The 23,689-nt window shown below is 72.3% G+C and carries 26 protein-coding genes; 11 read left to right on the plus strand and 15 right to left on the minus strand.

Features of this window, described 5'->3' with window-relative positions; genetic code table 11:
- The first annotated feature begins 1 nt into the window (after nt 1).
- The gene (locus tag D7147_RS17880) at nt 2-712 is read left to right on the plus strand and encodes an ABC transporter permease (protein ID WP_120679113.1); all 711 of its coding nucleotides are present in this window, start codon (nt 2-4) and stop codon (nt 710-712) included.
- Between the two features lie 126 nt (nt 713-838).
- Nucleotides 839-1,486, plus strand: a complete 648-nt coding sequence (locus D7147_RS17885) for a hypothetical protein (protein ID WP_233563197.1) — start codon at nt 839-841, stop codon at nt 1,484-1,486.
- Between the two features lie 126 nt (nt 1,487-1,612).
- Here D7147_RS17885 and valS read toward each other — a convergent pair whose 3' ends face one another.
- Nucleotides 1,613-4,225: a valine--tRNA ligase gene (valS, locus tag D7147_RS17890; protein ID WP_120679117.1), complete on the minus strand. Its 2,613-nt coding sequence runs from the start codon at nt 4,223-4,225 to the stop codon at nt 1,613-1,615.
- Nucleotides 4,226-4,296: 71 nt separating this feature from the next.
- On the opposite strand from valS, the gene D7147_RS17895 reads away from it, so the two are divergent.
- Entirely contained in the window at nt 4,297-4,944 is a 648-nt protein-coding gene (locus tag D7147_RS17895; protein WP_120679119.1) for a nitroreductase family protein, read from the plus strand.
- Between the two features lie 38 nt (nt 4,945-4,982).
- On the opposite strand, the gene D7147_RS17900 is transcribed toward D7147_RS17895, so the two are convergent.
- The 4 genes from D7147_RS17900 to D7147_RS17915 form a co-directional block, all read right to left on the minus strand.
- Nucleotides 4,983-5,495 (minus strand): methylated-DNA--[protein]-cysteine S-methyltransferase, encoded by a 513-nt coding sequence (locus D7147_RS17900; protein WP_120679121.1) that lies wholly within the window; start codon nt 5,493-5,495, stop codon nt 4,983-4,985.
- Nucleotides 5,492-7,012, minus strand: coding sequence for a DNA-3-methyladenine glycosylase 2 family protein (locus D7147_RS17905; protein WP_120679123.1), 1,521 nt, complete (start codon nt 7,010-7,012; stop codon nt 5,492-5,494). Before D7147_RS17905 ends, D7147_RS17900 begins: the two co-directional genes overlap by 4 nt.
- Before the next feature lie 135 nt (nt 7,013-7,147).
- On the minus strand, nt 7,148-8,476 hold the full coding sequence (locus D7147_RS17910; protein WP_120679124.1) for an FAD-binding oxidoreductase: 1,329 nt from the start codon (nt 8,474-8,476) through the stop codon (nt 7,148-7,150).
- Nucleotides 8,473-9,372: an LLM class flavin-dependent oxidoreductase gene (locus D7147_RS17915; RefSeq protein WP_120679126.1), complete on the minus strand. Its 900-nt coding sequence runs from the start codon at nt 9,370-9,372 to the stop codon at nt 8,473-8,475. The genes D7147_RS17910 and D7147_RS17915 overlap by 4 nt, the downstream gene beginning before the upstream one ends.
- Before the next feature lie 66 nt (nt 9,373-9,438).
- On the opposite strand from D7147_RS17915, the gene D7147_RS17920 reads away from it, so the two are divergent.
- From D7147_RS17920 to ychF, 4 genes are all read left to right on the plus strand, one after another.
- Nucleotides 9,439-9,831: a winged helix-turn-helix transcriptional regulator gene (locus tag D7147_RS17920; RefSeq protein WP_199734199.1), complete on the plus strand. Its 393-nt coding sequence runs from the start codon at nt 9,439-9,441 to the stop codon at nt 9,829-9,831.
- A 113-nt stretch (nt 9,832-9,944) separates the two neighbouring features.
- Nucleotides 9,945-10,457 (plus strand): hypothetical protein, encoded by a 513-nt coding sequence (locus D7147_RS17925; RefSeq protein WP_233563198.1) that lies wholly within the window; start codon nt 9,945-9,947, stop codon nt 10,455-10,457.
- Between the two features lie 84 nt (nt 10,458-10,541).
- On the plus strand, nt 10,542-11,276 hold the full coding sequence (locus D7147_RS17930) for a Type 1 glutamine amidotransferase-like domain-containing protein (RefSeq protein ID WP_120679128.1): 735 nt from the start codon (nt 10,542-10,544) through the stop codon (nt 11,274-11,276).
- A 23-nt stretch (nt 11,277-11,299) separates the two neighbouring features.
- On the plus strand, nt 11,300-12,385 hold the full coding sequence (gene ychF, locus D7147_RS17935; RefSeq protein ID WP_120679130.1) for a redox-regulated ATPase YchF: 1,086 nt from the start codon (nt 11,300-11,302) through the stop codon (nt 12,383-12,385).
- 39 nt (nt 12,386-12,424) lie between these two features.
- On the opposite strand, the gene D7147_RS17940 is transcribed toward ychF, so the two are convergent.
- On the minus strand, nt 12,425-13,237 hold the full coding sequence (locus D7147_RS17940; RefSeq protein WP_158609364.1) for an alpha/beta fold hydrolase: 813 nt from the start codon (nt 13,235-13,237) through the stop codon (nt 12,425-12,427).
- A gap of 190 nt (nt 13,238-13,427) precedes the next feature.
- Here D7147_RS17940 and D7147_RS17945 point away from each other — a divergent pair, with 190 nt between their 5' ends.
- Nucleotides 13,428-14,531, plus strand: a complete 1,104-nt coding sequence (locus D7147_RS17945; protein ID WP_120679131.1) for a threonine aldolase family protein — start codon at nt 13,428-13,430, stop codon at nt 14,529-14,531.
- A gap of 18 nt (nt 14,532-14,549) precedes the next feature.
- Here the strand turns inward: D7147_RS17945 and D7147_RS17950 are convergent, their stop codons facing one another.
- The 5 genes from D7147_RS17950 to D7147_RS17970 all read right to left on the minus strand — a co-directional run bounded on the left by D7147_RS17950 (nt 14,550) and on the right by D7147_RS17970 (nt 17,752).
- Complete coding sequence (locus D7147_RS17950) at nt 14,550-15,008, minus strand: GNAT family N-acetyltransferase (RefSeq protein WP_120679133.1); 459 nt, start codon at nt 15,006-15,008, stop codon at nt 14,550-14,552.
- An 85-nt stretch (nt 15,009-15,093) separates the two neighbouring features.
- Complete coding sequence (locus D7147_RS17955; RefSeq protein WP_120679135.1) at nt 15,094-15,471, minus strand: carboxymuconolactone decarboxylase family protein; 378 nt, start codon at nt 15,469-15,471, stop codon at nt 15,094-15,096.
- A gap of 166 nt (nt 15,472-15,637) precedes the next feature.
- Nucleotides 15,638-16,393, minus strand: coding sequence for a class I SAM-dependent methyltransferase (locus tag D7147_RS17960; RefSeq protein WP_120679137.1), 756 nt, complete (start codon nt 16,391-16,393; stop codon nt 15,638-15,640).
- 65 nt (nt 16,394-16,458) lie between these two features.
- Entirely contained in the window at nt 16,459-16,821 is a 363-nt protein-coding gene (locus D7147_RS17965) for a PH domain-containing protein (RefSeq protein ID WP_120679139.1), read from the minus strand.
- Nucleotides 16,822-16,867: 46 nt separating this feature from the next.
- Nucleotides 16,868-17,752, minus strand: coding sequence for a LysR family transcriptional regulator (locus tag D7147_RS17970; RefSeq protein WP_120679141.1), 885 nt, complete (start codon nt 17,750-17,752; stop codon nt 16,868-16,870).
- A 108-nt stretch (nt 17,753-17,860) separates the two neighbouring features.
- Here D7147_RS17970 and D7147_RS17975 point away from each other — a divergent pair, with 108 nt between their 5' ends.
- Together D7147_RS17975 and D7147_RS17980 are read left to right on the plus strand one after the other, a co-directional pair.
- Complete coding sequence (locus D7147_RS17975) at nt 17,861-18,220, plus strand: DUF1801 domain-containing protein (RefSeq protein WP_120679143.1); 360 nt, start codon at nt 17,861-17,863, stop codon at nt 18,218-18,220.
- Nucleotides 18,217-18,612 carry a VOC family protein gene (locus D7147_RS17980; RefSeq protein WP_120679145.1) on the plus strand — a complete coding sequence of 132 codons (396 nt, stop codon included), beginning with the start codon at nt 18,217-18,219 and terminating at the stop codon, nt 18,610-18,612. Before D7147_RS17975 ends, D7147_RS17980 begins: the two co-directional genes overlap by 4 nt.
- A 120-nt stretch (nt 18,613-18,732) precedes the next feature.
- On the opposite strand, the gene D7147_RS17985 is transcribed toward D7147_RS17980, so the two are convergent.
- On the minus strand, nt 18,733-19,038 hold the full coding sequence (locus tag D7147_RS17985; RefSeq protein ID WP_120679147.1) for a 4a-hydroxytetrahydrobiopterin dehydratase: 306 nt from the start codon (nt 19,036-19,038) through the stop codon (nt 18,733-18,735).
- Between the two features lie 183 nt (nt 19,039-19,221).
- Here D7147_RS17985 and D7147_RS17990 point away from each other — a divergent pair, with 183 nt between their 5' ends.
- Nucleotides 19,222-19,662 (plus strand): (deoxy)nucleoside triphosphate pyrophosphohydrolase, encoded by a 441-nt coding sequence (locus tag D7147_RS17990; RefSeq protein ID WP_120679149.1) that lies wholly within the window; start codon nt 19,222-19,224, stop codon nt 19,660-19,662.
- A 190-nt stretch (nt 19,663-19,852) separates the two neighbouring features.
- Here the strand turns inward: D7147_RS17990 and D7147_RS17995 are convergent, their stop codons facing one another.
- The 3 genes from D7147_RS17995 to D7147_RS18005 are packed head-to-tail and all read right to left on the minus strand — an operon-like array spanning nt 19,853 to nt 23,651.
- Nucleotides 19,853-20,917, minus strand: a complete 1,065-nt coding sequence (locus tag D7147_RS17995; protein WP_120679151.1) for a succinate dehydrogenase/fumarate reductase iron-sulfur subunit — start codon at nt 20,915-20,917, stop codon at nt 19,853-19,855.
- Nucleotides 20,917-22,833 carry a fumarate reductase/succinate dehydrogenase flavoprotein subunit gene (locus D7147_RS18000; RefSeq protein ID WP_120679152.1) on the minus strand — a complete coding sequence of 639 codons (1,917 nt, stop codon included), beginning with the start codon at nt 22,831-22,833 and terminating at the stop codon, nt 20,917-20,919. Before D7147_RS18000 ends, D7147_RS17995 begins: the two co-directional genes overlap by 1 nt.
- Nucleotides 22,834-22,844: 11 nt before the next feature.
- Nucleotides 22,845-23,651: a hypothetical protein gene (locus D7147_RS18005; RefSeq protein WP_120679154.1), complete on the minus strand. Its 807-nt coding sequence runs from the start codon at nt 23,649-23,651 to the stop codon at nt 22,845-22,847.
- Between the last annotated feature and the right edge of the window lie 38 nt (nt 23,652-23,689).

A 23,689-nucleotide genomic window follows, 5' to 3' on the forward strand; every position in this document is an offset into this window, starting at 1 on the left:
GATGTCGACCGTTTCCTGGATCACCGCCCGGGGCCTCTTCGGCCGCCGCCGGTTCCTGATGCTCTTCCCGCTCCCGGTGGTGCTGGTGCTGCTCGCCGTGCTCTCCCGTTCGCTCGGGGTGGATCCGGGCGAGTGGGGGCCGCCGGTGCTGGTCGGCCTCGGGTTGGCCGTGGTGCTGCCGGTGGTCGCGCTGATCGTCGGCACCGGCGTGCTCGGCGCGGAGATCGACGACGGCACCGTGGTGCACATCCTCACGAAGCCGCTTCCGCGCTGGCAGATCGTGCTGCCGAAGCTCGCGGTGGCGACCGGGGTCACCGCGGTCACCGTCGCCGTGCCGATCTACGTCGCGGGCGTGCTCGCCCACTCGGTACGCCTCGGCCTGGCGCTCGTCGTCGCCGCGTGCCTCGGCGCGCTGGCGTACTCGGCGCTCTTCCTGGCGCTCAGCCTGGTCACCCGGCGGCCGGTGCTGCTCGGCCTGGTCTACGTGCTGATCTGGGAGGGGCTGCTCGGCAACTTCGTGAGCGGCACCAAGGTCCTGTCGATCCAGCAGTACGTGATCGCCCTCGCCGACCGGCTGGCCCCGACCGGGCTGCTGGAGACCACCGTCTCGGTGCCGGTGGCGGCGGTGATGACGGCCCTGTTCAGCGTCGGCTTCACCGTCCTGGCGATCGACCGGCTGCGCTCGTTCAGCGTGGCGGGCGAGACGAGCTGAGCGTCGCCTGTTCGTGGGTGGGCCCCTGTCGACGCGGTACGCGCGGCAGGGGCCCCGGCTAACCGGTCAGCTCAAGGTAGGGCTGGCCGGATGGACCGGGCCTGCCCGGTCGGCGAGGCTTGACCTGTGAGCGCAGAAGTGGGACAGGTCATGGTGGGGCGACCCGGTGCGAGTGCGGGGCGGCACTGGCTGGTGAGTCTCGCGGTGGCCGGGTTGGCCGCGGCGGTGATCACCACGATCGCCCGCAGCAGCGGGCACTTCAACTGGTGGGCGGGGTTCGTGCTGATCCCGGGCGCGCTGATCGCGGCCTGTGGCGGCCCGCTGCTGGCGCGGGGCGGCGGCCGGGCCTTCGCCGGGTACGTGGTGGCCTGCGCCGGCGCGCTGGTCTTCGCCACCGGCGCGCTGCTCATGTTCGGCGTCATGGGACGTGGCTGGCCCGTCATGATCATGGTGCCGTGTCTGGCGGTCGCCGGCACCTACCTGTGGCGCCCGGCGCATCCGCTGGCCCGGGGACTGCACCGGGCCGTGGCGCTGCTCGCGCTGACCGGGGCGCTGCTCGGTGCGACCTTCCAGCTGATCCGCGCCGGCGTCGTGGACTTCGGCGACACCGACTGGTGGGGCGCGTACCTGATGCTGGCCGGCGTGATCGTGCTCGGCAATGCGGTCGAGCTGACCCGGCACCGGATGCCGTACCGGCTCCAGGCGATCACCCTGCTGGTCGGCCCGGCCGTAGTCGCCTTCCTGCTCGGCCTCCGCTTCCTCCGCGGCTGGTAACCCCCCCCGGCCCCGCCCACCACCCGTCGCCGGTCGGGAACTCGTTCACGGAAAGAGTGGCCTTCCGCGCGCGAATGGCCACTCTTTCCGTGAAAGTGCGGGGACGGGTCAGAAGGCGGGGACGGGTCAGAAGGCGGAGGCGATCACCAGCTCCGTCGTCCGGTCGGGGAGGAGGTCCAGCTTGCCGATCCGGCCGGCCGACCGTAGGTCGTCGGAGACCAGGGTGAGCTTCTCCAGCAGCGCGGCCGGACCGAGCGCCTCGGCGAGCGGCACCTCCGCCTTCATCGAGAGTTTCCGCTCCGACTTGGCCCGCCGCACCTGACTGAGCGCCTCTCCGGCGAGCCGGAGCAGCTCCGGATCGCCCTCGCCCTCGATCGCCCGGCCCACCTCGTACGTCGTCGGCCACGGCGCCCGGTGCACCGAGCCGTACCGCCACCAGGACCACACCTCCTCGGTGACGAAGGGCAGCACCGGGGCGAAGAGCCGCAACTGCACGGAGAGGGCGGTGGCCAGCGCCGCCCGGGCCGAGTCGGAGGCCGACCCGGTGCCGTAGGCGCGCTCCTTGACCAGTTCGATGTAGTCGTCGCAGAAGCGCCAGAAGAACGACTCCACGGCCAGCAGGGCGGCAGTGTGGTCGTACGACTCGAAGGCGGTCGTCGCGGCGGTGACCACGTCGGTGAGCTCGGCGAGCATGGCCCGGTCCAGCGGCTCGGTGGCGGCGGCGCGCAGCGCGTCGGCGGCGCCCAGCCCGAGGGCGAACTTCGACGCGTTGAGCACCTTGGTCGCCAACCGGCGGCCGATCTTGATCTGGGCCGCGTCGTACGCCAGGTCCATGCCGGGCTTGCCGTTGGCCGCCCAGTACCGCACCGCGTCCGAGCCGTTCTGCTCCAGCAGCGCCATCGGGGTCACCACGTTCCCCTTGGACTTGGACATCTTCTTCCGGTCCGGGTCGAGGATCCAGCCGGAGAGCTCCGCGTCCCGCCAGGGGAGCACGCCGTGCTCCAGATGCGAGCGGACGATGGTGGAGAAGAGCCAGGTACGGATGATGTCGTGCCCCTGCGGGCGCAGGTCCATCGGGAAGACCTGGGCGAACAGGTCGGGATCAATCTCCCAGCCGCCGACGATCTGCGGGCTGAGCGACGAGGTGGCCCAGGTGTCGAGGACGTCGGGGTCGCCGGTGAATCCGCCCGGCCGGCCGCGCTGGGACTCGTCGTACCCGGCCGGGGTGTCGGTGGACGGGTCGACCGGCAGCGCGGACTCCTCCGGCGTGAGAGGCTGGGACCAGTCCGGCTCGCCAGCGTCGTCGAGCCGGTACCACACCGGCACCGGCACCCCGAAGAAGCGCTGCCGGCTGACCAGCCAGTCGCCGGTCAGCCCACCCACCCAGTGGTCGTAGCGGTGCCGCATGTGCTCCGGCACCCAGTGCAGCTCCCGGCCCCGGGCGAGCAGCTCCTCGCGTAGCTGCGGATCGCGTCCGCCGTTGCGCAGGTACCACTGTCGGGTGGAGACGATCTCCAGCGGCCGGTCGCCGCGCTCGTAGAACTTCACCGGGTGGGTGATGTCGCGTGGCTCGCCGATCAGGTCACCCGCGTCGGCGAGCATCCCGACGATCTCGCGGCGGGCGCCGTTGACGGTCTGCCCGGCCAGCGCCGCGTACGGCTGCGCCGGCACGCCGGCCGGCGGCTCCGGCAGCAACCGGCCGTCGCGCCCGATCACCACCCGGGTGTCGAGTTGCAGGTCGCGCCACCAGGTCACGTCGGTGAGGTCACCGAACGTGCAGACCATCACCATGCCGGTGCCCTTGGCCGGGTCGGCGAGCGAGTGGGCGTGCACCGGCACCTCGACCCCGAAGAGCGGGCTCCGCGCGGTGGCGCCCACCAGGTCGGCGTACCGCTCGTCGTCCGGATGGCAGACCAGCGCCACACAGGCCGGCAGGAGCTCCGGCCGGGTCGTGTCGATCAGCACCTCGCGCCCGCCCGGACCGGTGAACCGCAGCCGGTGGTACGCCCCGGGGCGCTCCCGGTCCTCCAGCTCCGCCTGGGCGACCGCGGTGGCGAAACCGACGTCCCAGAGCGTCGGCGCCTCCGCCTGGTACGCCTCGCCCCGGGCCAGGTTGCGCAGGAACGCCCGCTGGCTGGTGGCCCGCGCCACCCGACCGATGGTGGTGTACGTCAACGACCAGTCCACCGAGAGCCCGAGCCGCCGCCAGAGCGCCTCGAAGACCTGCTCGTCGGCGACGGTGAGTCGTTCGCAGAGTTCGATGAAGCTGCGCCGGGAGATCGGGGTCGGGTTCTTCCGGGCCTCGTCGCTGATCGGGGTGGCGGGCGGCCGCCAGGCCGGGTCGTACGGCAGCTCGGGGTCGCAGCGCACGCCGTAGACGTTCTGCACCCGGCGCTCGGTGGGCAGGCCGTTGTCGTCCCAGCCCATCGGGTAGAACACGGACTTGCCCCGCATCCGCTGGAAGCGGGCGACCGTGTCGGTGTGCGTGTACGAGAAGACGTGTCCCATGTGCAGCTCGCCCGATACGGTGGGCGGCGGGGTGTCGATGGAGTACACGTCCTCCCGGCGACCGGTGCGGCTCGGCGTATCCGACGCCGTGCCGCCTACCGGAACGGTCCTTCTCCGGTCGAACGCGTACGTGCCCTCCTCCTGCCAGCGGCGTGCCCACGTCTCCTCGATGCCGTCCAGGGTCGGACGTTCGGGGACGCCGGCACGGGCCGTCCTCGCCGTATCAGTCATCCTGCGATCGTAGGCAGCCCCCAACGGCCGGACCACGCGGTTTACGGCGTGACACGATGCAATTCGTGCCGATGCCTCCGCTGAGCCCCGACGAGCTGCTCACCACCACCCGTACGGTCCGCCGCCGGTTGGACCTGACCCGGCCGGTGCCGATGGAACTGGTCCGGGAGTGCCTGGAGATCGCGCTCCAGGCACCCAGCGGCTCCAACCGGCAGGGATGGCACTTCGTGCTGGTCACCGATCCGATGCTGCGGGCCGAGATCGGGCTGCTCTACCAGCGGGCGGTGCGGGCGTACCTCGACTCGGAGTCCTCGGCGGGTCGCCTCTTCGCCGACGACCCGGCCCGGTCGGCGGCGCAGCGCCGGGTGGCCGAGAGCGTGGCGTGGCTCGGTGACCGGATGGGCCAGGTGCCGGTGCTGCTCCTGCCGTGCCTGCGGTTGCCCGGCGGTGGCGAACTCGCCGCGGGCAACCAGGCCGGGCTCTGGGGGTCGCTGCTGCCCGCGGTGTGGAGCTACATGCTCGCCGCGCGGGCGCGTGGCCTCGGCACCGCCTGGACCACCCTGCACCTGGTCTACGAGGCGGAGGTGGCCGAGCTGCTCGGCCTCCCGGAGGAGGTACGCCAGGCGGCGCTGATCCCGACCGCCTGGTACGCCGGCGAGAGCTTCCGGCCGGCGACCCGGCAGCCGCTGGACGAGGTGCTGCACGTCGACCGCTGGTGATCGCCGCCGGTCGGCGCGGTCGCGTGCCCCGGCCGGGGTCAGCTCACCGCCGTCGGCCGCTCATGACCGAGCAGCCACCGCTTCACGTCGAGCCCCCAGCGGTAGCCGCCGAGCGTCCCGTCGGTACGCAGCACCCGGTGGCAGGGCACGAAGAGCGCTACCGCGTTGCGGGCGCAGGCTGCGGCGGCGGCGCGTACGGCCGGCGGTCGCCCGGCGAGCCCGGCGAACGCCGTGTACGTGACCGGCTCGCCCGGCTTGACGTCGCGCAGCACCTGCCAGGCGTGCGCCAGGAACGCGCCGTCGGTGCGCTGCTCGACCGGCACCGAGTCGATCGCGGTCAGGTCACCGTCGAGGTAGGAACGGACGGCTGCGGTGACCGGCCCCAGGTCGGCCCGGTGCCGCAGGGGCGCCCGTAGCGTCGGGTGCACCAGTGGCAGCAGGGCCTCCGGGTCGTCGGTGAAGCCGGCCGCCCGGACCGCCCCGTCGGGGCCGGCCACGATGCTCAGCGGGCCGGCCGGGGTGGTCAGCACCGAACTGTCTACTGTCGTCATACCGCTCTCCAGAGTCTGATCACCGCGTACGACCGCCAGGGCCGCCAGCGGTCCGCGTACGCGGCGAGGGTCTTCGGGTCGTCGGGCAGGCCGAGCGCGGCCGCGCCGCGCCGGACGGCCAGGTCGGTGGGGAGCAGGACGTCCGGATCGCCGAGCGCGCGCATCGCGACGTACCCGGCGGTCCAGGGGCCGATGCCGGGGAGCGCGACCAGCCGGCGAACGATCTCGGCCCGGTCCCCGCCGGGTGCGAGCTCCAGGTCGCCCTCGGCCACCGCCCGGGCCAGGCCCCGGATCGTCTCGCGTCGAGTGGCCGGCATCCGGAACGCCGAGTCGTCCAACCCGGCGATCTCCGCCGCGCTGGGGAACCCGCGCAACCCCCGCTCCGGTCCGCCGTCGGCCCGGTGATCATGAGGTTGACGGGCGTTTCGGAGATCCACTCCGTCGTCAACCTCATGATCACCAAGGTCGGGTGAGGGGGAGGGGACGGTGGGGGCCAGGAGGCGGGTGAGGGTGGTGCGGGCGGAGGTCACCGAGACCTGCTGGCCGACGATCGCGCGTACCGCCATCTCGAAGCCGTCCACCGCGCGGGGCAGCCGGATGCCCGGCTCGGCCGCGACCGCGGCGGCGAACGCCGGATCCGCGCCGAGCGTGCCGTCCACGGCTCCCGGATCGGCGTCCAGGTCGAGCAGGCGGCGGCAGCGGGCCACCGCCGGGGCAAGATCACGCATGTCGCTCAGCCGCAGCACCGCCGACACGTGACCGTCCGCCGGGGTCAACGCCGCCTCACCCGTGCCGTGCGGCAGCCGCAGCCCCCGGCGGTACGTGCCGTCCCGGACCTCCTCCACTCCGGGTAGCGCGCGCAGTGCGAGGAAGTCCAGCAACGCGGTGGCGTGCAGCGGCGGGCGGTAGGCGAGCCGGAGCGTGATCGTTCCCGCGCCGCCCGCGACCCGCCGCCCGCCGCGCGCCCGGCGCAGCTCGCTCGGCGGTACGCCGTAGACCTCCCGGACCGTGTCGTTGAACTGCCGTACGCTGCCGAACCCGGCCGCGAACGCGACCTCGGCCATGCCGAGCCCGGTCGTCTCGATCAGGATCCGGGCGGTCTGCGCCCGCTGGGCCCGCGCCAGCGCGAGCGGTCCCGCCCCGACCTCGGCGTGCAGCATCCGGTGCAGGTGCCGCTCGGTGTAGCCGAGCCGGGTGGCCAACCCGGGCACCCCCTCCCGGTCCACCACTCCGTCCGCGATCAGCCGCATGGCCCGGCCGACCACGTCGGCGCGTACGTCCCACTGCGGTGAGCCGGGGGCGGCGTCCGGCCGGCAGCGGCGGCAGGCTCGCAGCCCCGCCCCCTGTGCCGCCGCCGCGGACGGAAAGAAGCGGACGTTCTGCCGCTTCGGCGTGGTGGCCGGGCAGGACGGCCGGCAGTAGATCCCGGTCGACGTCACGCCGGTGTAGAACCAGCCGTCGAACCGCTGGTCACGGCTGTCGACCGCCCGGTAGCACCGCTCGAAGTCCAACTCCACGACACCGATGATGCCCCGTCGACGGGGTGCCGGCTGGCGGGAATCGGACGTGGGCGTGCCACCGCCCGGCCGCGCCGCTCCCGGCCCCGTCGTCACCGCCTCCGGCCGCCCACGCGGCCGCGGCCCGACCTGTCGTCACCGCCTCCGGTCGCCAACGCGGCCGCGCGCCGCACCGAGTAGCGCGGGGCGGAAGACGCCGTCCGGGTCGTACCGCCGCCACAGCTCCGCCACCCGCCGTCCGGTTTCGCCCGGGTAGATCCGGTCGAGGGCCGCCCGGTCCGGCCGGCTCTCGAAGTTGACGTACGCCCCGTCGGAGCGCCCGGCGATGCCCCGCCAGGCGGCGTCCAGCGCGGCGCCGCCCTGCGGCGGGAAGACCGAGCCGACGGCCAGGGTGTCCTGATGCCGGTGCGGGTAGGCGGTCGCCGTCGGGTCGACGTCGTTGACCGCACCGCCCACCGATCGCAGCTGCACCAGCGCCCGCTGCGGTCCGCCCGCCGCCCGCGTGATCGCCCGGGCGGCGGCGTCGTCCATGGTGAGCAGGCTGTTCGTGCTCAGGCTCGGCTGCTGTCCGACGTTCGCGTGCAGGTGACTGGTCGGGACCAGGGCGGGGTAGGGCACCAGGTCGGTGCGGTGGTCGAGCAGTCTGCCGATGGCGAGCAGCGGTTCGATGAGCGGGCGCGCCCGGCGCAGGCTCTCGGCGGCGACCACCGCGGTGATCTGCATGACCGTGGTACGCCCGTACGGGAGGAGCACGGCGGCGCTGCTCAGCTCCCGGGGCGCCTGCGCCAGGTACTCCGCCCACTGCCGCACCGGCGCGCCGTCCGGGGTGGCCTCGACGGCGAGCTGCGCCAGCCCGACGTTACGGATCTCCTCCGCCTCGATCTCGAACGCCACCACGACGCCGACCCCGGCCCCGGCGCCGCGAACGACCCAGAACAGTTCGGGCTCGTGCTCGGCGTCGGCGCGGATCAGCGTCCCGTCCGCGAGCACCACCTCCACCGCCCTGACCCGGTCGATCGTGAGCCCGAACCGGCGGACCAGCCAGCCGACGCCGCCGCCGGTGGCGAGCCCGCCCACCCCCACGTTGCCGTGGTCGCCCGAGCTGATCGCCAGGCCGTAGGGGGCCAGTGTCTTCGCCACCGTGGCCCAGCGCGCGCCCGCCTCGACCCGGACCAGCCGGGACCGTTCGTCGAGCACGTCGACCCGGTTCAGGCCGGAGAGGTCGATCACCAGGCCGCCGTCGTTGGACGAGGTGCCCGCGAGGCCGTGACCGCCGCTGCGTACGGCGATGGGCAGGCCGCGGTCCCGGGCGTACCGGACGGCGTCGACCACCTGCTGGGGCGTGCGCGGCAGCAGGACCCCAGCGGGGGAGTGCCGCGTCGTGTACGTCGAGCGCAGCGTCGCGTACCGGCCGTCGCCGGGGGTGACGAGCTTGCCCTTCAACGAGTCGGGAAGGGTCATCATCGCTGCTCCCTGATCTCGAGTACCTGCTCCAGGACGCCCGGGACCACCTGCTCGGCGAAGACCCGCAGCTGTGCGAGTGGCGACGCGATCGGCCAGAAGACGAACGTGTCGAGGCCGAGGTCGACCGCCCACCGGGTCAACGTGTCGACCCAGAGCCGGACGTCGCCGACGAGGCCGGTGCCGCCCCCGCGCGGGCCGATCGCGCCGATGACGTTGTAGACCCGACGGATCCGCGCCGGGTCCCGGCCGGCGGCGCGCGCGGCATCGTCGATGATCTGCTGCCGGGCCGGCACCTCGGCCGGCGGTACGTAGATGTTGAGTGGGGAGATCCAGCCGTCGGCGTACCGGCCGGCGACGGTCAGCATGCGGGGCCGCTGGCCGCCCAGCCAGAGCGGCACGGGCTGGGGCGGCACGGGGCCGGCCTGGTACCCCTCGACGGTGTGCTGCTCGCCGAGGTGCCGGACGGTCTCCCCGGCCAGCGCCCGGCGCATGATCTGCAGCCCCTCGGCGGTGTACGTGATGGTCTCCGCGCCGCTGCGGCGGGGTCCACCCATGGCCGCCACGGCGTCCGAGCTGGGGCCGCTGCCGACGCCGAGGACGATCCGGCCACCGGTGAGCACGCTCAGCGACGCGCCCGCCTTGGCGAGCATGGTCGGTGGGCGCAGCTGCAGGTCGGCCACGTCGGTGAGGAACGAGATCCGGTCGGTCTCGGCCGCGAGGTGGCTGATCAGTGTCCAGGTGTCGAAGTGTCCGGGCTGGTAGGCGTGGTCCTGTACGGCCAGGTATGCGAGCCCGCTCGCGTCGGCCGCCCGGGCCAGTTGTCGGGTTTCGGGTAGTTTCTCGCCCGACGGATCGAGGCTCACGCCGAAGGTGATCGGCTGGTGGTAATCGGTCATGGGGCCAAGCGTGGGGCCGGGGCGCCGGAGTGGGCAAACCCGAGGTTAGCTACTAACATTTGGTAAGTGACAAGCGCCGAGATCGCCGCTCTGCGGCACTACCAACACATCGACGACACCGGCTGCCGGGTCTTCCAGGACTCGCTCGAGCTGGTCGGCCGGCGGTGGACCGGGGCGATCCTGCTCGCCGGCGTGCGGGGAGCGCGCCGGTTCGGTGATTACCGGGCCGCCGTGATCGGCATCTCCGACCGGCTGCTCGCCCAGCGCCTCAAGGAACTCGAGTCCGACGGCTTGATCGAGCGAACGGTGATCCCGTCCTCCCCGGTCCAGATCCGCTACGCCCCCACCACCGACGGCCAGGAGCTGATGTCGCTGCTCCAGCCCCTTGTCGACTGGAGCCATCGACGCCGGCTCAGACCGCGCGGCCGGGCGCGGGCGGGAGCGGGGGCGGCCGGTTGACCGCCCGTTGTCCGGTCGGCGTCCCGTCCCGTCTGGGCGGTTACGCACCCGCCGTCGAAAGTGTCGGTAGTGGCGGGTACGGTCCGGCCACCAACTCAAGAAGGGGTGCGGCGATGGCGAGCGTGGCGGGTCCGGAAGCGACGCGGAGTGAGCTCCCTCCGTTGGACCGGGCCGTCCTGCAGGGCTTCTATCGCCGGATGCGGGCCGTCGCCCCCGCAGCCGTCGGCGCCATCGAGCGCGACCGTGCCGGTGAGCTCGGTGTGCCCTTCGTCGACACCGCCTGCGGCCGGCTGGCCCGGTCACTCGACGAGGACGGGCTGCGGGCGCTCGGCATGTGGGCGCACCACTGGTGCATGCGCTTCTACGACGACGACACCGGGCCCGGCCTGCGCCTCGTCCGGGAGATCGCCGGGCGGTCCCGCCTCGGCTGGACGGCCGACGAGGTGCGCTGGATGCTGCGCGAGTCACGGGTCGCCGGCCCGGCGGCCGAGGCCCGGTTCACCCTTCCGCTGGCGGCGGCCCGCGAGCTGGCGCCCGGGCAGCTGCCCGCCGCCGAGCTGACCCTCGCCGGGTGCCCCACCGGCGGGTCGACGGCGCTCGTGCCCCGCCAGCGACGCGCCTCCTGAGCGCCGGGGCGCGACGCCCGCCGGGCGAGGATGGCGGCCACTGGGGCAGGATGATCGGTGGCTGCCCTCGACGGAAGGACGATCGTGCCCGCCAGCGAACCGACCATCCTCGCCACCAGCATGGGTTTCTTCAGCCGCAAGCGCGGAACGTACGATCTGCGGCCCGGACCGATCTTCGAGTTCGGGGCGGAGCTGGCGCAGGCCGGCCCGGAACCGCGCATCTGCTACCTGGGGCAGGCGGTCGGCGACCAGCCCACCAGCTTCACCGCCCTGTACGGGGCGTTCGCGGGCACCCGGTTCCGCATGTCGCACCTGGCGCTCTTCCCGATGCCGAACGTCGACGACATCCGCGCCCACCTGCTCGCCCAGGACGTCATCTGGGTCGGCGGCGGCAGCGTGGCGAACCTCCTCGCGGTCTGGCGGGTGCACGGCCTCGACGAGATCCTGCACGAGTGCTGGCAGGCCGGGGTGGTCCTGGCCGGGGTGTCGGCCGGTTCGATCTGCTGGCACGTGGGCGGGGCCACCGACAGCTTCGGGCCGCAGCTGCGCGCGTTCACCGACGGGTTGGGCTGGCTGCCGTACGGCAACGGGGTGCACTACGACAGCGAGGAGCAGCGTCGGCCGCTGATGCACCGGCTGGTCGGCGACGGCACGCTGCCCACCTCCTACTGCACGGACGACGGCGTCGGCCTCGTCTACCGGGGCGACCAGCTCGTCGAGGCCGTCGCCGACCGGGAGGGCGTCTCGGCGTACGAGGTCAGCCGGGCCGAGGACGGCACGGTCCGGGAAACCGTCATCGCCCCGCGCCTGCTCGGCTGAGGCCACGGGTAAGCTGGCTCGTCGTGAGTCTCACCATCGGCATCGTCGGCCTGCCCAACGTCGGCAAGAGCACCCTGTTCAATGCGCTGACCAAGAACGACGTGCTCGCGGCGAACTACCCGTTCGCCACGATCGAGCCCAACGTCGGCGTTGTCGGGCTGCCGGACGAGCGGCTGCACAAGCTCGCCGAGATCTTCACCTCGCAGAAGGTGCTGCCCGCGCCGGTGTCGTTCGTCGACATCGCGGGCCTGGTCCGCGGTGCCTCGAAGGGGCAGGGCCGGGGCAACGCCTTCCTGGCGAACATCCGGGACGCCTCGGCCATCTGCCAGGTCGTCCGGGCCTTCTCCGACCCGAACGTGGTGCACGTCGACGGCAAGGTGTCCCCGTCCGACGACATCGAGACGATCAACACCGAGCTGATCCTCGCCGACATCCAGACGCTGGAGAAGGCGGTGCCGCGGCTGGAGAAGGAGGCCAAGCTCCGCAAGGACCGCGCCGCCGCCCTGACCGCCGCGAAGAAGGCCGTCGAGCTGCTGGACACGGGCGTCACCCTCTACGCGGGTGCCACTGACGCGGGCATCGAGCTGGAGCACCTGCGTGAGCTGCACCTGCTCACCACGAAGCCGTTCCTCTACGTCTTCAACGTCGACGAGGCCGAGCTCGGCAACGCGGAGTTCCTCGACGAACTGCGCGCGCTCGTCGCCCCGGCCGAGGCGATCTTCATGGACGCCAAGATCGAGTCGGAGCTGGTGGACCTGCCGGAGGACGAGGCCCGCGAGCTGCTGGAGTCGATCGGGCAGAACGAGCCGGGCCTGGACCAGCTGGTCCGGGTCGGATTCCGCACGCTCGGGCTCCAGACGTACCTCACGGCCGGCCCCAAGGAGGCGCGGGCCTGGACCGTCCCGATCGGCGCGACCGCGCCGGAGGCCGCCGGGGTCATCCACTCCGACTTCCAGCGCGGCTTCATCAAGGCCGAGGTGGTCTCCTACGGCGACCTCGTCGGGGCCGGGAGCATGTCCGCCGCCAAGGCAGCCGGCAAGGTCCGGATCGAGGGCAAGGAGTACGTCATGCAGGACGGCGACGTCGTCGAGTTCCGCTTCAACGTCTGAACTTCCAGGCCCTACCGCACGCCGTACGCCTGCCGGCTCCTAGCCACCCCTGACCCACGTCAGCATCTCCCGCCAGTGGGCCGGAGACGGTGTGTGGGCGGCGTCCTCACCGATGCGGACCTCGGCGTCAGGCATCCGGGCGGCGATCAGTGGCGCGTCGGCGACAGCTCTGCCGGGGTCGTGTCGACCAGCCCAGACGAGGACGCGGCAGGGCACGTCTCGGAGGTGGAATCCCCACGGACGAATGTCCGTCGCCAGCCAATCGCCGACCAGGCCGGCGGCTCCCTGGCGGGCGCCTTCGAGGTTGGACTCCCCACTCGGCTGCAGCCAGGTGTCCTGGCCGGTCGCAAGCAGTTCTCGGTGCTGTTTGAGGGGGTCTTCGGCGTACCAGGCGGCAGCCCGGGTCACGTAGGAGCGACCGAGTCCCGGGATGTTGCGAATCGTCCACGCTTGCAGCCGCTGTCGGCCGCGTACCGTCTGCAGCTCCCGGTACGGACCGGTGAATCCGGCGGCGACGACGCCGGTAAGGCGTTGCGGGAACCGGGCACCACAGGCCACGGCGTACGGTGCGCCACCGGAGAACCCGACCACTCCGAACCGCTCGATTCCCAGCGATGCCATCAGCGCACCGACCGCATCGGCCACGCCGAAGAGCGTTGGCCGCCGGACAGGTGTCGACCGGCCATATCCGGGCCGGTCCACGGTTATCAGGCGAACGTCGACCAACGCCGTGTCGTCCGGGCGGCTGAGCCGAGAACCGGGCGTGCCGTGCAGGTACACCACGGGCACCCCGGCCGGATCGCCGTACTCCGCCCAGCCCAGAACCCGATTGTCCGGTAGTGCGAAATCCATGTCGCTCCTCGCCTCCAGCAGAAAACCGCGGTCGCCGCCACCGGCACTCGGCCGAGTGCCACGCATCATGTGACGCCAAGCCAACCGTCGCGGATCAAGTGGAGTACGACAGCCGGCCGCCCGGAGCGCCGGTGCTGCCGTAACGGCGGCGCCCCGAACGCGGCACGGGGCCGTCTGCGACGATCTGCCGATGCACGACACAAGGCAGCGCCGGCTGGCCGCCCAGGCCGCCTCCGACCGAATCCTCTCCGGCGCCCGGCCGGCGACCATGCGGGAGCACCTCGCCGAGCTGGGTGCGGGCGCGGACCTGGACGGTCAGCCCGACTACTACGGCGACGGACCGGTGGCCGCGCTGGAGGAGCGGGTGGCGGAGCTTCTCGGCACCGAGGCCGCCGTCTTCTTCCCCACGGGAACGATGGCCCAGCAGGTCGCCCTGCGCTACGGCGCCGACCGCAGCGGGCATCGCACGGCGGCCCTCCACCCGCTCGGGCATCAGGAGGTACACGAGCGGCACGCCTACGCCCAGCTGAGCGGCTTGCGCAGCACCTGGCCGACGACCGCGCCCCGCAACCCCACGGCCGAGGAGATCAGCGCGCTCGCCGAGTCGGTGAGCACCGTGGTCATCGAGCTTCCGCTGCGTGACGCCGGCTTCGTGCTCCCCTCCTGGGACGAGCTCGTGGCCGTGTCCGCCGCGGCGCGTGCCGTCGGCGCGCGCGTGCACTTCGACGGCGCCCGGATCTGGGAGTCCACGCCCTACCTGGGGCACACCCTCGGCGAGATCGCGGGCCTCGCCGACAGCACCTACGTCTCGTTCTACAAGTCGCTCGGTGGCATCAGCGGCGGCGCGCTCGCCGGCAGCACCGAGCTCGCGGATTACGCCCGGGTCTGGCGGCACCGCTACGGCGGGCAGGTGTTCCAGCCGTGGCCTGCCGCCCTCAGCGCCCTTGCCGGCCTCGACCGGGTGCTGCCGCGCCTCCCCGAGTACGTGCGGCACGCCCGGACGGTCGCCGCGGCCCTCGCCGCGCTGCCCGGGGCGCGGGTGTATCCGGACCCACCGCACACGCACCAGTTCCGGCTCTGGCTGCCCCATCCGGCGCAGGCGCTCAACGAGGCGGCGCTGGCGCTCGCCGAGAAGGAGAAGGTGTGGTTCGTGGCCGGCTGGCAGGAGACCGAGGTGCCGGGCGTGTCGAGGACCGAGGTGACCGTCGCCGCGCCCGGCCTCGAGTGGAGCGCCGAGGAGGTCGTCGAGGTCGGTGAACGGTTCCTGCACGTCGCCGGCGCGCTGCGGGACTGACCGGTCCGCCGGTGGCCGTCAGGCCGGCTGCCAGCGGAGCCACTGCTCGTCGTGCTGGAAGCCGACCCGCTGGTAGAAGCGCACCGCGCGCTCGCTGGAGTGGACCGTCACGTGCTCCAGGTCCAGCTTGCCGGCCTCTTCGAGCACGGCACCGAGCAGCTCGCCGCCGATCCCGCTGTCGCGCAGCTCGGGCACCACGTACACCGACTGGACGTCGCCGCTGCGCCGGGCCCGGTCGGCGGGCGTGGGCACCCGGTCGGCGACCATCAGCCACGCCATCCCGACCACCGAGCCGTCGACCTCGGCGAGGAAGGGGAGATGGCTCGACAGGTGGTCGGCGGCCCAGGCGGCGAACGACCGCAGGAACGCGTCACGGTCGGTGCCGGTGTAGCCGCTCTCCTCGGTGACGCGGCGCCACCGGAGCCCGCCCAACGTCTCCGCGTCCGCCACCGTCGCGGCCCGTACGGTCACCTGCATCTGCCACCCCTGTGCGCTCGCGCGGACCAGCCCGGTGCGGCGGCGGCCGCCCCGACAGTGGATCTTAAGGGCTGCGGCGGAAGCGTCAGTTCTCGCCGAAGACCGCGAGCGCGACCTGGTAGCAGTCGAAGGCGCGGGCCGCCCCGGCGTACGCGGCGAGGTGGATGAAGAGTTCGACGATCTCCTCCTTGCTTACGCCGGAGTGCAGGGCGATCCGCAGCTGCCCGCGCAGCGGCTCGTGCGTGCCGAGCGTGGCGGCGATGGCGACGGAGACCAGCGCCCGGCTCCGGGTGTCCAACCCAGGGCGCGGCCACGACTCGCCGAAGGTCTGCATCGTGGCGAGGCGACGGAAGTCTTGACCGACCTCCGGCTCACCGGGGGCGAGCGGGAGCGTGAGAGGCGCCCCCAGAAGCCGTTCGGCGGTGTCGAGCGCCTGCTGGTAGCTCTCCGATTGGTCGGCCATCGTCGCCTCTCCCGAAACCCGTACCTGCCGCGCGACCGAACTGCGACCGGTCGCGCTCCGCGCCGGCCAGACCGACCGGCGGGGCGATCGTCTCCTCTTCCCGTTCCGCCGCCGGCTATGCCCGTGCGGGCTGCCGTCTTCGTGGCCGCTGATCGCCCGCACGGGGTCAGAGCGGCGTCGCTGAGCCGCTCGCGCGGGCGACGACGACGAGTTCCCCGTCGCCCGCCCCGACCGGCTCGCGCCGCCAGCCACCGAAGACGTGCTCGACGGAGAATCCGGCCGTCAGCAGCGAGTCGCGCAGTTCCCGTTCGCTGCGGAACCGCAGCGTGGCGGTGCTGGACAGCTCCTCCCGGCCGGGCAGGACGTAGTGGTGCACGATGCCGACGGTGCCCTCCGAGATCGCCGTCACCTCGGTCCAGGCCCGCACCTCCCGGCCGTCCGGCAGGGTGACCCGGCGCCGCGAGTCGACCGGGTTCCACCGCTCCCAACGCCGGTCGGCCGGGTCACGGGAGTCGAAGAGCAGCCGGCCGCCGGGCACCAACGCCCGGCGCAGGTCACCGAGGGTGGCCGCCCACTGGGCGCGGGTCGCGAAGAACTGAGCCACATGGCTGGTCATCACGGCCACGTCGTACGTCCCGGTCGGGAGCGTGGCCGAGGTGCCCTCGACCCAGGTGACCCGGTCGGCACCGGGCTTACGGCGGGCGGCCGCGAGGGAGGCGTGCGCCGGGTCGACGCCGGTGACCCGGTGACCGGCCGCCGCCAACGCGACGGTCAGCCGCCCGGTGCCGCAGCCGAGGTCGAGCACCCGCGCCCCGGGCGTCTCGCCGACCGCGGCGAGGAAGAAGTCGTCGTCGGGGCCCCACGTGCATTCGGCGTCGTACACCTGCACCAGCCGCGGGTCCTCGAACTCCCGGTGCCTCACCGGTCCGACCTCCGGCCCGCCACGCCGCCGCCTCTCGCTCGTCTCCGCACGCCGCACCGTCGCGGTCAGGAGATGTAGTGCAGGATCACGTTGTGCACGTGGTGGCTCTTCTGCGCACCACGGAACTCCACCTCGTAGGTGTGTGTGCCGACGTGGATCGCGATCGCACCCGTGGAGAAGAACGAGCCGCCCCACGACTTGTTGCTGACCACGCTCACGCTGGTGATCTTCGAGTACGGAATGCTGGTGATCGCGTACCGCTTGCCGATGAACGAGCGGTCCTGGATGATCACGCGCCGATCGGTGAGGCCGATGAAGCCGGTGCCGGTGCCGACGGCGTCGTAGACGGCGATTATCTGCTCCCCGTCGAGGAGCCCGCTCTGGATCTGCTGCAACTGCTCCTTGCGGTCGTACGTCGCGTTCGCCATGCGGGTCACGGTAGGCAGCGGGTGCCAGCCGTCGGGACGGCGCGGGTCAGCGCTCGACCGAGTCGGCCGCGGCCCGGACGAACTCACGGACCCGCGCCGTGGTGTTCGACTCCACCCAGACCGGGCCGCGCCGGATCGGCGGGGCGTCATGGATCGGCACGTAGGCGACGTCGGGGCGGGGGTAGTACCGGCGGGTGTGCTCGCCGACCGGCAGCACACCCCGCCCGAGCGCCACCAGCGACAACATCTCCGAGAACGTGTTGCCCGCCGGCCCCTTCGGCACCGGACGGCCCGACGGGGTGTGATCCGGGGTCCGGTCCCGCTTGAACCCGTCGGAGGTCGCCGCGGGGTACTGCACGACCGGGTGGTCGGCCAGCACCTCGAGCGAGACCGACTCCCTGGTGGCCAGCGGATGCCCGGCCGGTACGGCCAGTACCCGGTCCTCGGTGAGCAGCACCGGGCCGGTCGCCATCCCGTCGAAAGGGTACGCGGCGACGAGCACGTCGACCGACCCGTCGAGCAGGCTGGGCCGGGAGTTGAAGAGCTGCACCTCGCGTACCTCGACCGCACAGTCGGGATGCCGCTCGCTGAAGACGGCGACGGCCTTGAGCAGCACCGGGGCCGTCCACTCGCCGAGGAACGCGACCCGCAGCGTTCCGGTGACCCCGCGCCCGGCGTCGACGGCCCGGGCGAGCGCGTCCTCGATCCCGGCGACCAGCGGCCGGAGGTCGTCGGCGAGCTGCCGCCCGATCGGGGTGAGCCGGACGACGCGGCTGGTCCGCGCGAAGAGCGGAGCGCCGACCCGACGCTCCAGACGCTTGATCACATGGCTGACCCGGCCGGTCGTCAGCCGCAGCCGTTCGGCGGTACGCCCGAAGTGCAGCTCGTCGGCGAGGGTCAGGAACGTCTCGACCTCGTACCGCTCCAGCATCGCGCCGTCCCATCGTTGCGTCAGGGGCAACGATCGTAGCCCGAACCCGTCTTGGTTGCCGCCGACGATCGGCGGAGGCTGGAGTCGTTCCCAAGCGAGAGGCACGCCATGAGCAGCACCACCATCGAGCAGTACCTGACCGATCTGCAACCGCCCCTGCGGGAGGTCGGCGAGAAGCTCCGTGCCGTCATCGACGCGGCCCTGCCCGACGCCACCGCTGGGATGTGGCACGGCCATCCGGTCTGGGGCCTCGGCGACAAGCCGGGTCAGCGACCGGTCGGCCTGGTCAAGGCGTACGGCACGTACGTCACCTTCGGGTTGTGGCGCGGGCAGGAGGTCGACGACCCGTCCGGGCGCTTGGCCCCGGGGGCCCGCCGGATGGCCTCGGTCAGGCTGCGCACGGTCGCCGACGTCGACCCGACCCTCTTCACCGGCTGGCTGGGCCGGGCGCGGGAGCTGGAGCGGTGAGCGGCGTGCGGGTCACCGGGTTCGACCACCTCGTGCTCAACGTGGCCGACGTCGAGCGTTCGCTGGAGTTCTACTGCGGCCGGCTCGGCCTCGCACCGGTTCGGGTCGACGAGTGGCGTGCGGGGCGGGTCCCGTTCCCCTCGGTACGGGTCAGCTCGGACACCATCATCGACCTGGTCAGGGGCGACCGGGGGGAGTCGAACGTCGACCACTTCTGCCTGGTGGTCGCCCCACTGGACTGGGCCGCTGTGATCGACTCCGGGGCGTTCACGGTGTTGGAGGGGCCGGTCGGGAGGTTCGGGGCGCGGGGCTCCGCGACTTCGATCTACGTTCGCGACCCGGACGGCAACTCCGTCGAACTGCGCTGGTATCCGGCGGACCGGCACGGCTGACCGCCTTCCCTGACGAAGCCCCGCCGGCGGCCGGATGCACGGCTCCGGCGGGGCGCCGTTCCGAGCTGCCGCCCGATCTCTCGGGTTCGGCCGCTCCTCGATCGCGCGACGGCCCGCCGGTCAGGCTTCGGTGACCGCCCGGTACGCGTCCTCGATCCGGGCGGCGAGCAGCACCTCGCCCTCGCTGAGCGGAGTGTTGCCGTGCCCGACCCGGATCAGGGTGTGGTCCACTCGGCGGCTGATCTCCGGACGCAGGTGCAGCGCGTCCGCGACCACCTTCACCCGCTCCGTCAGCGCGGCGTGCTGGCTGTCGTCGATCACGAGGGTGCGTCGGATCTGCTCACCGTCGCGGGTCCATCCGGGGAGCAGTGTGAGCGCATCGGAGAGGTAGTCCTGCTTCGCTCGGCCGTTGAACAGCGCGCGCATCACCGCACCTCCCAGGCGCCGTTGCCGGCTTGTGGCCAAATCGTCGCCGTCCCGTGTCTTGTCGGTGGCTTCCAGTCTTTCGCCCCGCGCTTCGTGTGTCCACGCCCACACTTCCGGGTCTTGCTGGCCTAGCGGCCGGATCCGGTATCCAAACCGCCGATTGATCTGGCACGCTGGACGGCCGTGCAGACCGAACGGGCGAGTGGTGGCGGGCAGGCCGCACGGCGGGACCTCAAGGTGGTCGTCGGCGCGGCGATAATCCGGGACGGACGGGTGCTCGCGTGCGCCCGCTCCGCGCCGCCGGAGGTGGCCGGCATGTGGGAGTTCCCGGGCGGCAAGGTCGAGCCGGGGGAGTCCGAGCCCGAGGCGCTGGTCCGGGAGTGCGTCGAGGAGCTGGCCGTGGACGTGGAGATCGGCGAGCGGGTCGGCCGCGACGTGCGGATGGCCCACGGCCGCTCCGTGCTCAAGGTGTACGCGGCCCAGCTGCTCGGCGACGCCCAGCCCCAGCCGCTGGAGCACTCGGCGCTGCGCTGGCTCTCCGCCGGGGAGCTGGACTCCGTGACGTGGCTGCCCGCCGATGCCCCCATCGTGGCCGCGCTCCGTCCCCTGCTGGCCGCGGACTGACCGGCCGCCAGCCGGATACCGGCGAGGCGCTCCGCGAGCGGCCACCACGGGCCGCCGAGGTTCAGGTTGCGCGCTCGGCGGGGGGACGACGCCGTTCCGGTGCTCCAGGTCGGGGAACCGGGCATCCGGGCACGATAAGGACGGGGGCCGGCGGCAAGTGCCGCGGCCCCCGTCATCGTCGTCGACGTGCTCAGTGCTTGTCCTGCTCCGGGTGGGCGAAGTTCAGGTGCTCCGGAGGGAGCGGGAACGTCACGTCGTCGCCGAACGGCGACGGCGCGGCCGCCCGGTCGAAGGTGAGCTCCGTGAGCGGCAACTTGCCCCGCTCGTCCACGGCCGGCGCGGTCGGGTGGGGAACCTCGCGGTGCCAGTTCACCCCGCTCTGCGCCTGGGCCTCGGCCTGCGGGTCGTGCGAGCCGCCGGCGTGCGAGTGCAATGAGCCCCCGACCGGGCCGGGCGTCGCCGGGCCGGCCGCGCGGGCGCTGGTCACGCTGGTCTGGGGCGTCTCACCCCGACGGAAGATCTTGCTACCAAGCCACACAAGGGGATCGTACCTGCGGTCGACGGCCCGTTCCTTCATGGGGATGATCCCGTTGTCGGTGATCTTGATGTGCTCGGGGCAGACCTCGGTGCAGCACTTGGTGATGTTGCAGTAGCCCAGGCCCATCTCCGCCTGCGCGTACTCCTTACGGTCGGTTCGGGTGTCGAGCGGGTGCATGTCCAGCTCGGCGGCGCGGATGAAGAACCGCGGCCCGGAGAAGGCCGGCTTGTTCTCCTCGTGGTCGCGGATCACGTGGCAGACGTTCTGGCAGAGGAAGCACTCGATGCACTTGCGGAACTCCTGCGAGCGCTCCACGTCGACCTGCTGCATCCGGTAGTCGCCGGGCGGCACGTCGGCCGGGGGTGCGAAGGCCGGGGTCTCCCGGGCCTTCTCGTAGTTGAACGACACGTCGGTGACCAGGTCCCGGATGACCGGGAACGTGCGCAGCGGGGCGACGGTGACGGTCTCGTTCTCCTCGAAGGTGGACATCCGTGTCATGCAGCCCAGACGAGGCTTGCCGTTGATCTCCATCGAGCAGGAGCCGCACTTGCCCGCCTTGCAGTTCCACCGGCAGGCCAGGTCCGGGGCGTCGGTCGCCTGGAGGCGATGGATCACGTCGAGGACGACCTCGCCCTCGTTCACCTCGACCATGTAGTCCTGCAGGTCGCCGCCGTCCTCGTCGCCCCGCCAGATGCGGAATTGGCGCTTGGTTCCCATCAGTTGCCCGCCTCCTCAGCGAGGGCGTCGAACTCCGTGAGTTCCTCGTCCGTCAGGTACTTGGCCAGCTCGGCGCGGTCGAACAGCCTGATCAGCTCGGGGCGCATCTTCGGCAGCGGCTTGCGGGCCAGGTTCACCGAGTCGCCCTCCAGCGAGCAGACCAGATTCACCCGGCGCCACTGCGGGTCCATGGCCGGGTGGTCCTCCCGGGTGTGCCCGCCGCGCGACTCCCGCCGCTCCAGCGCCGCCTTGGCGGTGCACTCCGAGACCACCAGCATGTTGCGCAGGTCCAGCGCGAGATGCCAGCCCGGGTTGTAGCGCCGCCCACCGGCCGCGCTCACCTTCGCCACCCGCTCCCGCAGCTCGGCGAGGCGGACCAACGCGTCTGCCAGCTCACCCTCGCGCCGGATGATGCCGACCAGATCCCCCATGACCGCCTGGAGATCCTGCTGGAGGGTGTACGGGCTCTCTCCCGTGTCGCGCTGCAACGGCGCCAGCGCCGTCTCCACCGCGGCCTCGACCGCCGGCAGCGCCACCTTCGGCCGCTCGGGCAGGCTGTCCGCGTACGAGGCGGCGTGGCCGCCCGCCCGCTTGCCGAAGACGAGCAGGTCGGAGAGGGAGTTCCCGCCGAGCCGGTTGGAGCCGTGCATGCCGCCGGAGACCTCACCGGCGGCGAAGAGGCCGCGTACGTGGCCCACCGCCGCCCCGCTGTCCGGCTCGACCTCGACGCCGCCCATCACGTAGTGGCAGGTCGGGCCGACCTCCATCGGCTCCTTGGTGATGTCGACGTCGGCCAGCTCCTTGAACTGGTGGTACATCGACGGCAGCCGTCGGCGGATCTCGTCGGCCGACTTGCGGCTGGCGATGTCGAGGTAGACGCCGCCGGCAGGCGTGCCCCGGCCGGCCTTGACCTCGCTGTTGATGGCCCGGGCCACCTCGTCACGCGGGAGCAGCTCCGGCGGGCGCCGGTTGTTGTCCGGGTCGGTGTACCAGCGGTCCGCCTCCTCCTCGGTCTCCGCGTACTGCTTGCGGAAGACGTCGGGCACGTAGTCGAACATGAACCGCTTGCCCTCGGAGTTCCGCAGCACGCCGCCGTCGCCGCGCACCGACTCGGTGACGAGGATGCCCTTCACCGACGGTGGCCAGACCATTCCGGTCGGGTGGAACTGGAGGAACTCCATGTTGATCAGGTTCGCCCCGGCGCGCAGCGCGAGCGCGTGACCGTCCCCGGTGTACTCCCACGAGTTCGAGGTGACCTTGTAGGAGCGGCCGACCCCGCCGGTCGCCAGCACCACGGCGGGCGCCTCGAAGAGGATGAACTCGCCGGACTCCCGGTAGTAGCCGAACGCGCCGGCCACCCGGTCACCGTCGAGCAGCAGCTCGGTGACGGTGGTCTCGGCGAAGACCCGGATCCGGGCGTCGTACGAGCCGAACTCGCGCTTGTCCTCCTGCTGAAGCGAGACGATCTTCTGCTGGAGGGTGCGGATCAGCTCCAGGCCGGTACGGTCGCCGACGTGCGCCAGCCGCGGGTACTCGTGGCCGCCGAAGTTGCGCTGGGAGATCTTGCCGTTCTTGGTGCGGTCGAAGAGCGCGCCGTAGGTCTCCAGCTCCCAGATCCGCTGCGGCGACTCCTTCGCGTGCAGCTCGGCCATCCGGAAGTTGTTCAGGAACTTCCCGCCGCGCATGGTGTCGCGGTAGTGCACCTGCCAGTTGTCGCGCGGGTTCACATTCCCCATCGCGGCCGCGGCGCCGCCCTCGGCCATCACGGTGTGCGCCTTGCCGAAGAGCGACTTCGAGATGATCGCCGTCTTCTTGCCGGCCAGCCGGGCCTCGATCGCCGCGCGCAGGCCGGCGCCGCCGGCACCGATCACGACGACGTCGTAGTGGTGTCGTTCGATGCGAGTGGTAGTCGTCATGTCCAGGCCCTCTAGTTGATGAACCGCAGGTCGGGGAACCACTCGGCCGCGACCGCCATGACGTAGAAGTCGGTCAGCGCCAGGGTGCCGAGCGTGATCCAGGCGAGCTGCATGTGCCGGACGTTGAGCCAGGACACGCCGTTCCAGGCCCGGTAGCGCAGCGGGTGCTTGGAGAAGTGCTTGAGCCGTCCGCCGATGATGTGCCGGCAGGAGTGGCAGGAGATGGTGTACGCCCAGAGCATCACCACGTTGGCGATCAGGATCAGGTTGCCCAGCCCGAACCCGAAGCCCTGCGGCGAGTGGAAGGCGAGGACCGCGTCCCAGCTGTTGATCAGCGAGATGATCACGGCGGCGTAGAAGAAGTAGCGGTGCAGGTTCTGCCCGAGCAGCGGGAAGCGGGTCTCACCGCTGTAGGTCTGGTGCCCGTCCGGTACCGCGCAGGCCGGCGGCGAGAGCCAGAACGACCGGTAGTACGCCTTGCGGTAGTAGTAGCAGGTCAACCGGAACAGCAGCAGGAAGGGCAGGGTGAACGCGGCCTCCGGGATGATCCACCAGTCGGGGAGGATCGTTCCGAAGTGTGCGGACCCCTCTACGCACCGGTCGGTGATGCACGGTGAGTAGAACGGGGTCAGGTAGTGGAACTCCTCGACCCAGTACCACTTGTGCATGTAGACCCGGACCGTCGCGTACGCGACCCAGGCGGTGAGTCCGACGACGGTGATCAGTGGGGCGAACCACCAGCGGTCGGTGCGCAACGTCTTCGCCGCGATGGCGGCGCGCGCCCGCGCTCCCCGCGGCCTCGTTGCCGTTGATGTCATTCGAGTCGTCTCCTCGACGGGCCCGCACCCGCGCGGGC

This window comes from Micromonospora musae (assembly GCF_003626545.1).
GTDB classification, from domain to species: Bacteria; Actinomycetota; Actinomycetes; order Mycobacteriales; family Micromonosporaceae; genus Micromonospora; species Micromonospora musae.

What these genes read in the sequence shown, in the direction of transcription:
- D7147_RS17970 (WP_120679141.1), bottom strand. Translation starts at nt 17,752, where the DNA reads ATGCTGGAGCGGTACGAGGTCGAGACGTTCCTGACCCTCGCCGACGAG.
- D7147_RS17880 (WP_120679113.1), top strand. Translation starts at nt 2, where the DNA reads ATGTCGACCGTTTCCTGGATCACCGCCCGGGGCCTCTTCGGCCGCCGC.
- D7147_RS17975 (WP_120679143.1), top strand. Translation starts at nt 17,861, where the DNA reads ATGAGCAGCACCACCATCGAGCAGTACCTGACCGATCTGCAACCGCCC.
- D7147_RS17915 (WP_120679126.1), bottom strand. Translation starts at nt 9,372, where the DNA reads ATGACCGATTACCACCAGCCGATCACCTTCGGCGTGAGCCTCGATCCG.
- D7147_RS17985 (WP_120679147.1), bottom strand. Translation starts at nt 19,038, where the DNA reads ATGCGCGCGCTGTTCAACGGCCGAGCGAAGCAGGACTACCTCTCCGAT.
- valS (WP_120679117.1), bottom strand. Translation starts at nt 4,225, where the DNA reads ATGACTGATACGGCGAGGACGGCCCGTGCCGGCGTCCCCGAACGTCCG.
- D7147_RS17910 (WP_120679124.1), bottom strand. Translation starts at nt 8,476, where the DNA reads ATGATGACCCTTCCCGACTCGTTGAAGGGCAAGCTCGTCACCCCCGGC.
- D7147_RS17900 (WP_120679121.1), bottom strand. Translation starts at nt 5,495, where the DNA reads ATGACGACAGTAGACAGTTCGGTGCTGACCACCCCGGCCGGCCCGCTG.
- D7147_RS17925 (WP_233563198.1), top strand. Translation starts at nt 9,945, where the DNA reads ATGGCGAGCGTGGCGGGTCCGGAAGCGACGCGGAGTGAGCTCCCTCCG.
- D7147_RS17955 (WP_120679135.1), bottom strand. Translation starts at nt 15,471, where the DNA reads ATGGCCGACCAATCGGAGAGCTACCAGCAGGCGCTCGACACCGCCGAA.
- D7147_RS17940 (WP_158609364.1), bottom strand. Translation starts at nt 13,237, where the DNA reads ATGGATTTCGCACTACCGGACAATCGGGTTCTGGGCTGGGCGGAGTAC.
- D7147_RS18005 (WP_120679154.1), bottom strand. Translation starts at nt 23,651, where the DNA reads ATGACATCAACGGCAACGAGGCCGCGGGGAGCGCGGGCGCGCGCCGCC.
- D7147_RS17965 (WP_120679139.1), bottom strand. Translation starts at nt 16,821, where the DNA reads ATGGCGAACGCGACGTACGACCGCAAGGAGCAGTTGCAGCAGATCCAG.
- D7147_RS17895 (WP_120679119.1), top strand. Translation starts at nt 4,297, where the DNA reads ATGCCTCCGCTGAGCCCCGACGAGCTGCTCACCACCACCCGTACGGTC.
- D7147_RS18000 (WP_120679152.1), bottom strand. Translation starts at nt 22,833, where the DNA reads ATGACGACTACCACTCGCATCGAACGACACCACTACGACGTCGTCGTG.
- D7147_RS17945 (WP_120679131.1), top strand. Translation starts at nt 13,428, where the DNA reads ATGCACGACACAAGGCAGCGCCGGCTGGCCGCCCAGGCCGCCTCCGAC.
- D7147_RS17995 (WP_120679151.1), bottom strand. Translation starts at nt 20,917, where the DNA reads ATGGGAACCAAGCGCCAATTCCGCATCTGGCGGGGCGACGAGGACGGC.
- D7147_RS17950 (WP_120679133.1), bottom strand. Translation starts at nt 15,008, where the DNA reads ATGCAGGTGACCGTACGGGCCGCGACGGTGGCGGACGCGGAGACGTTG.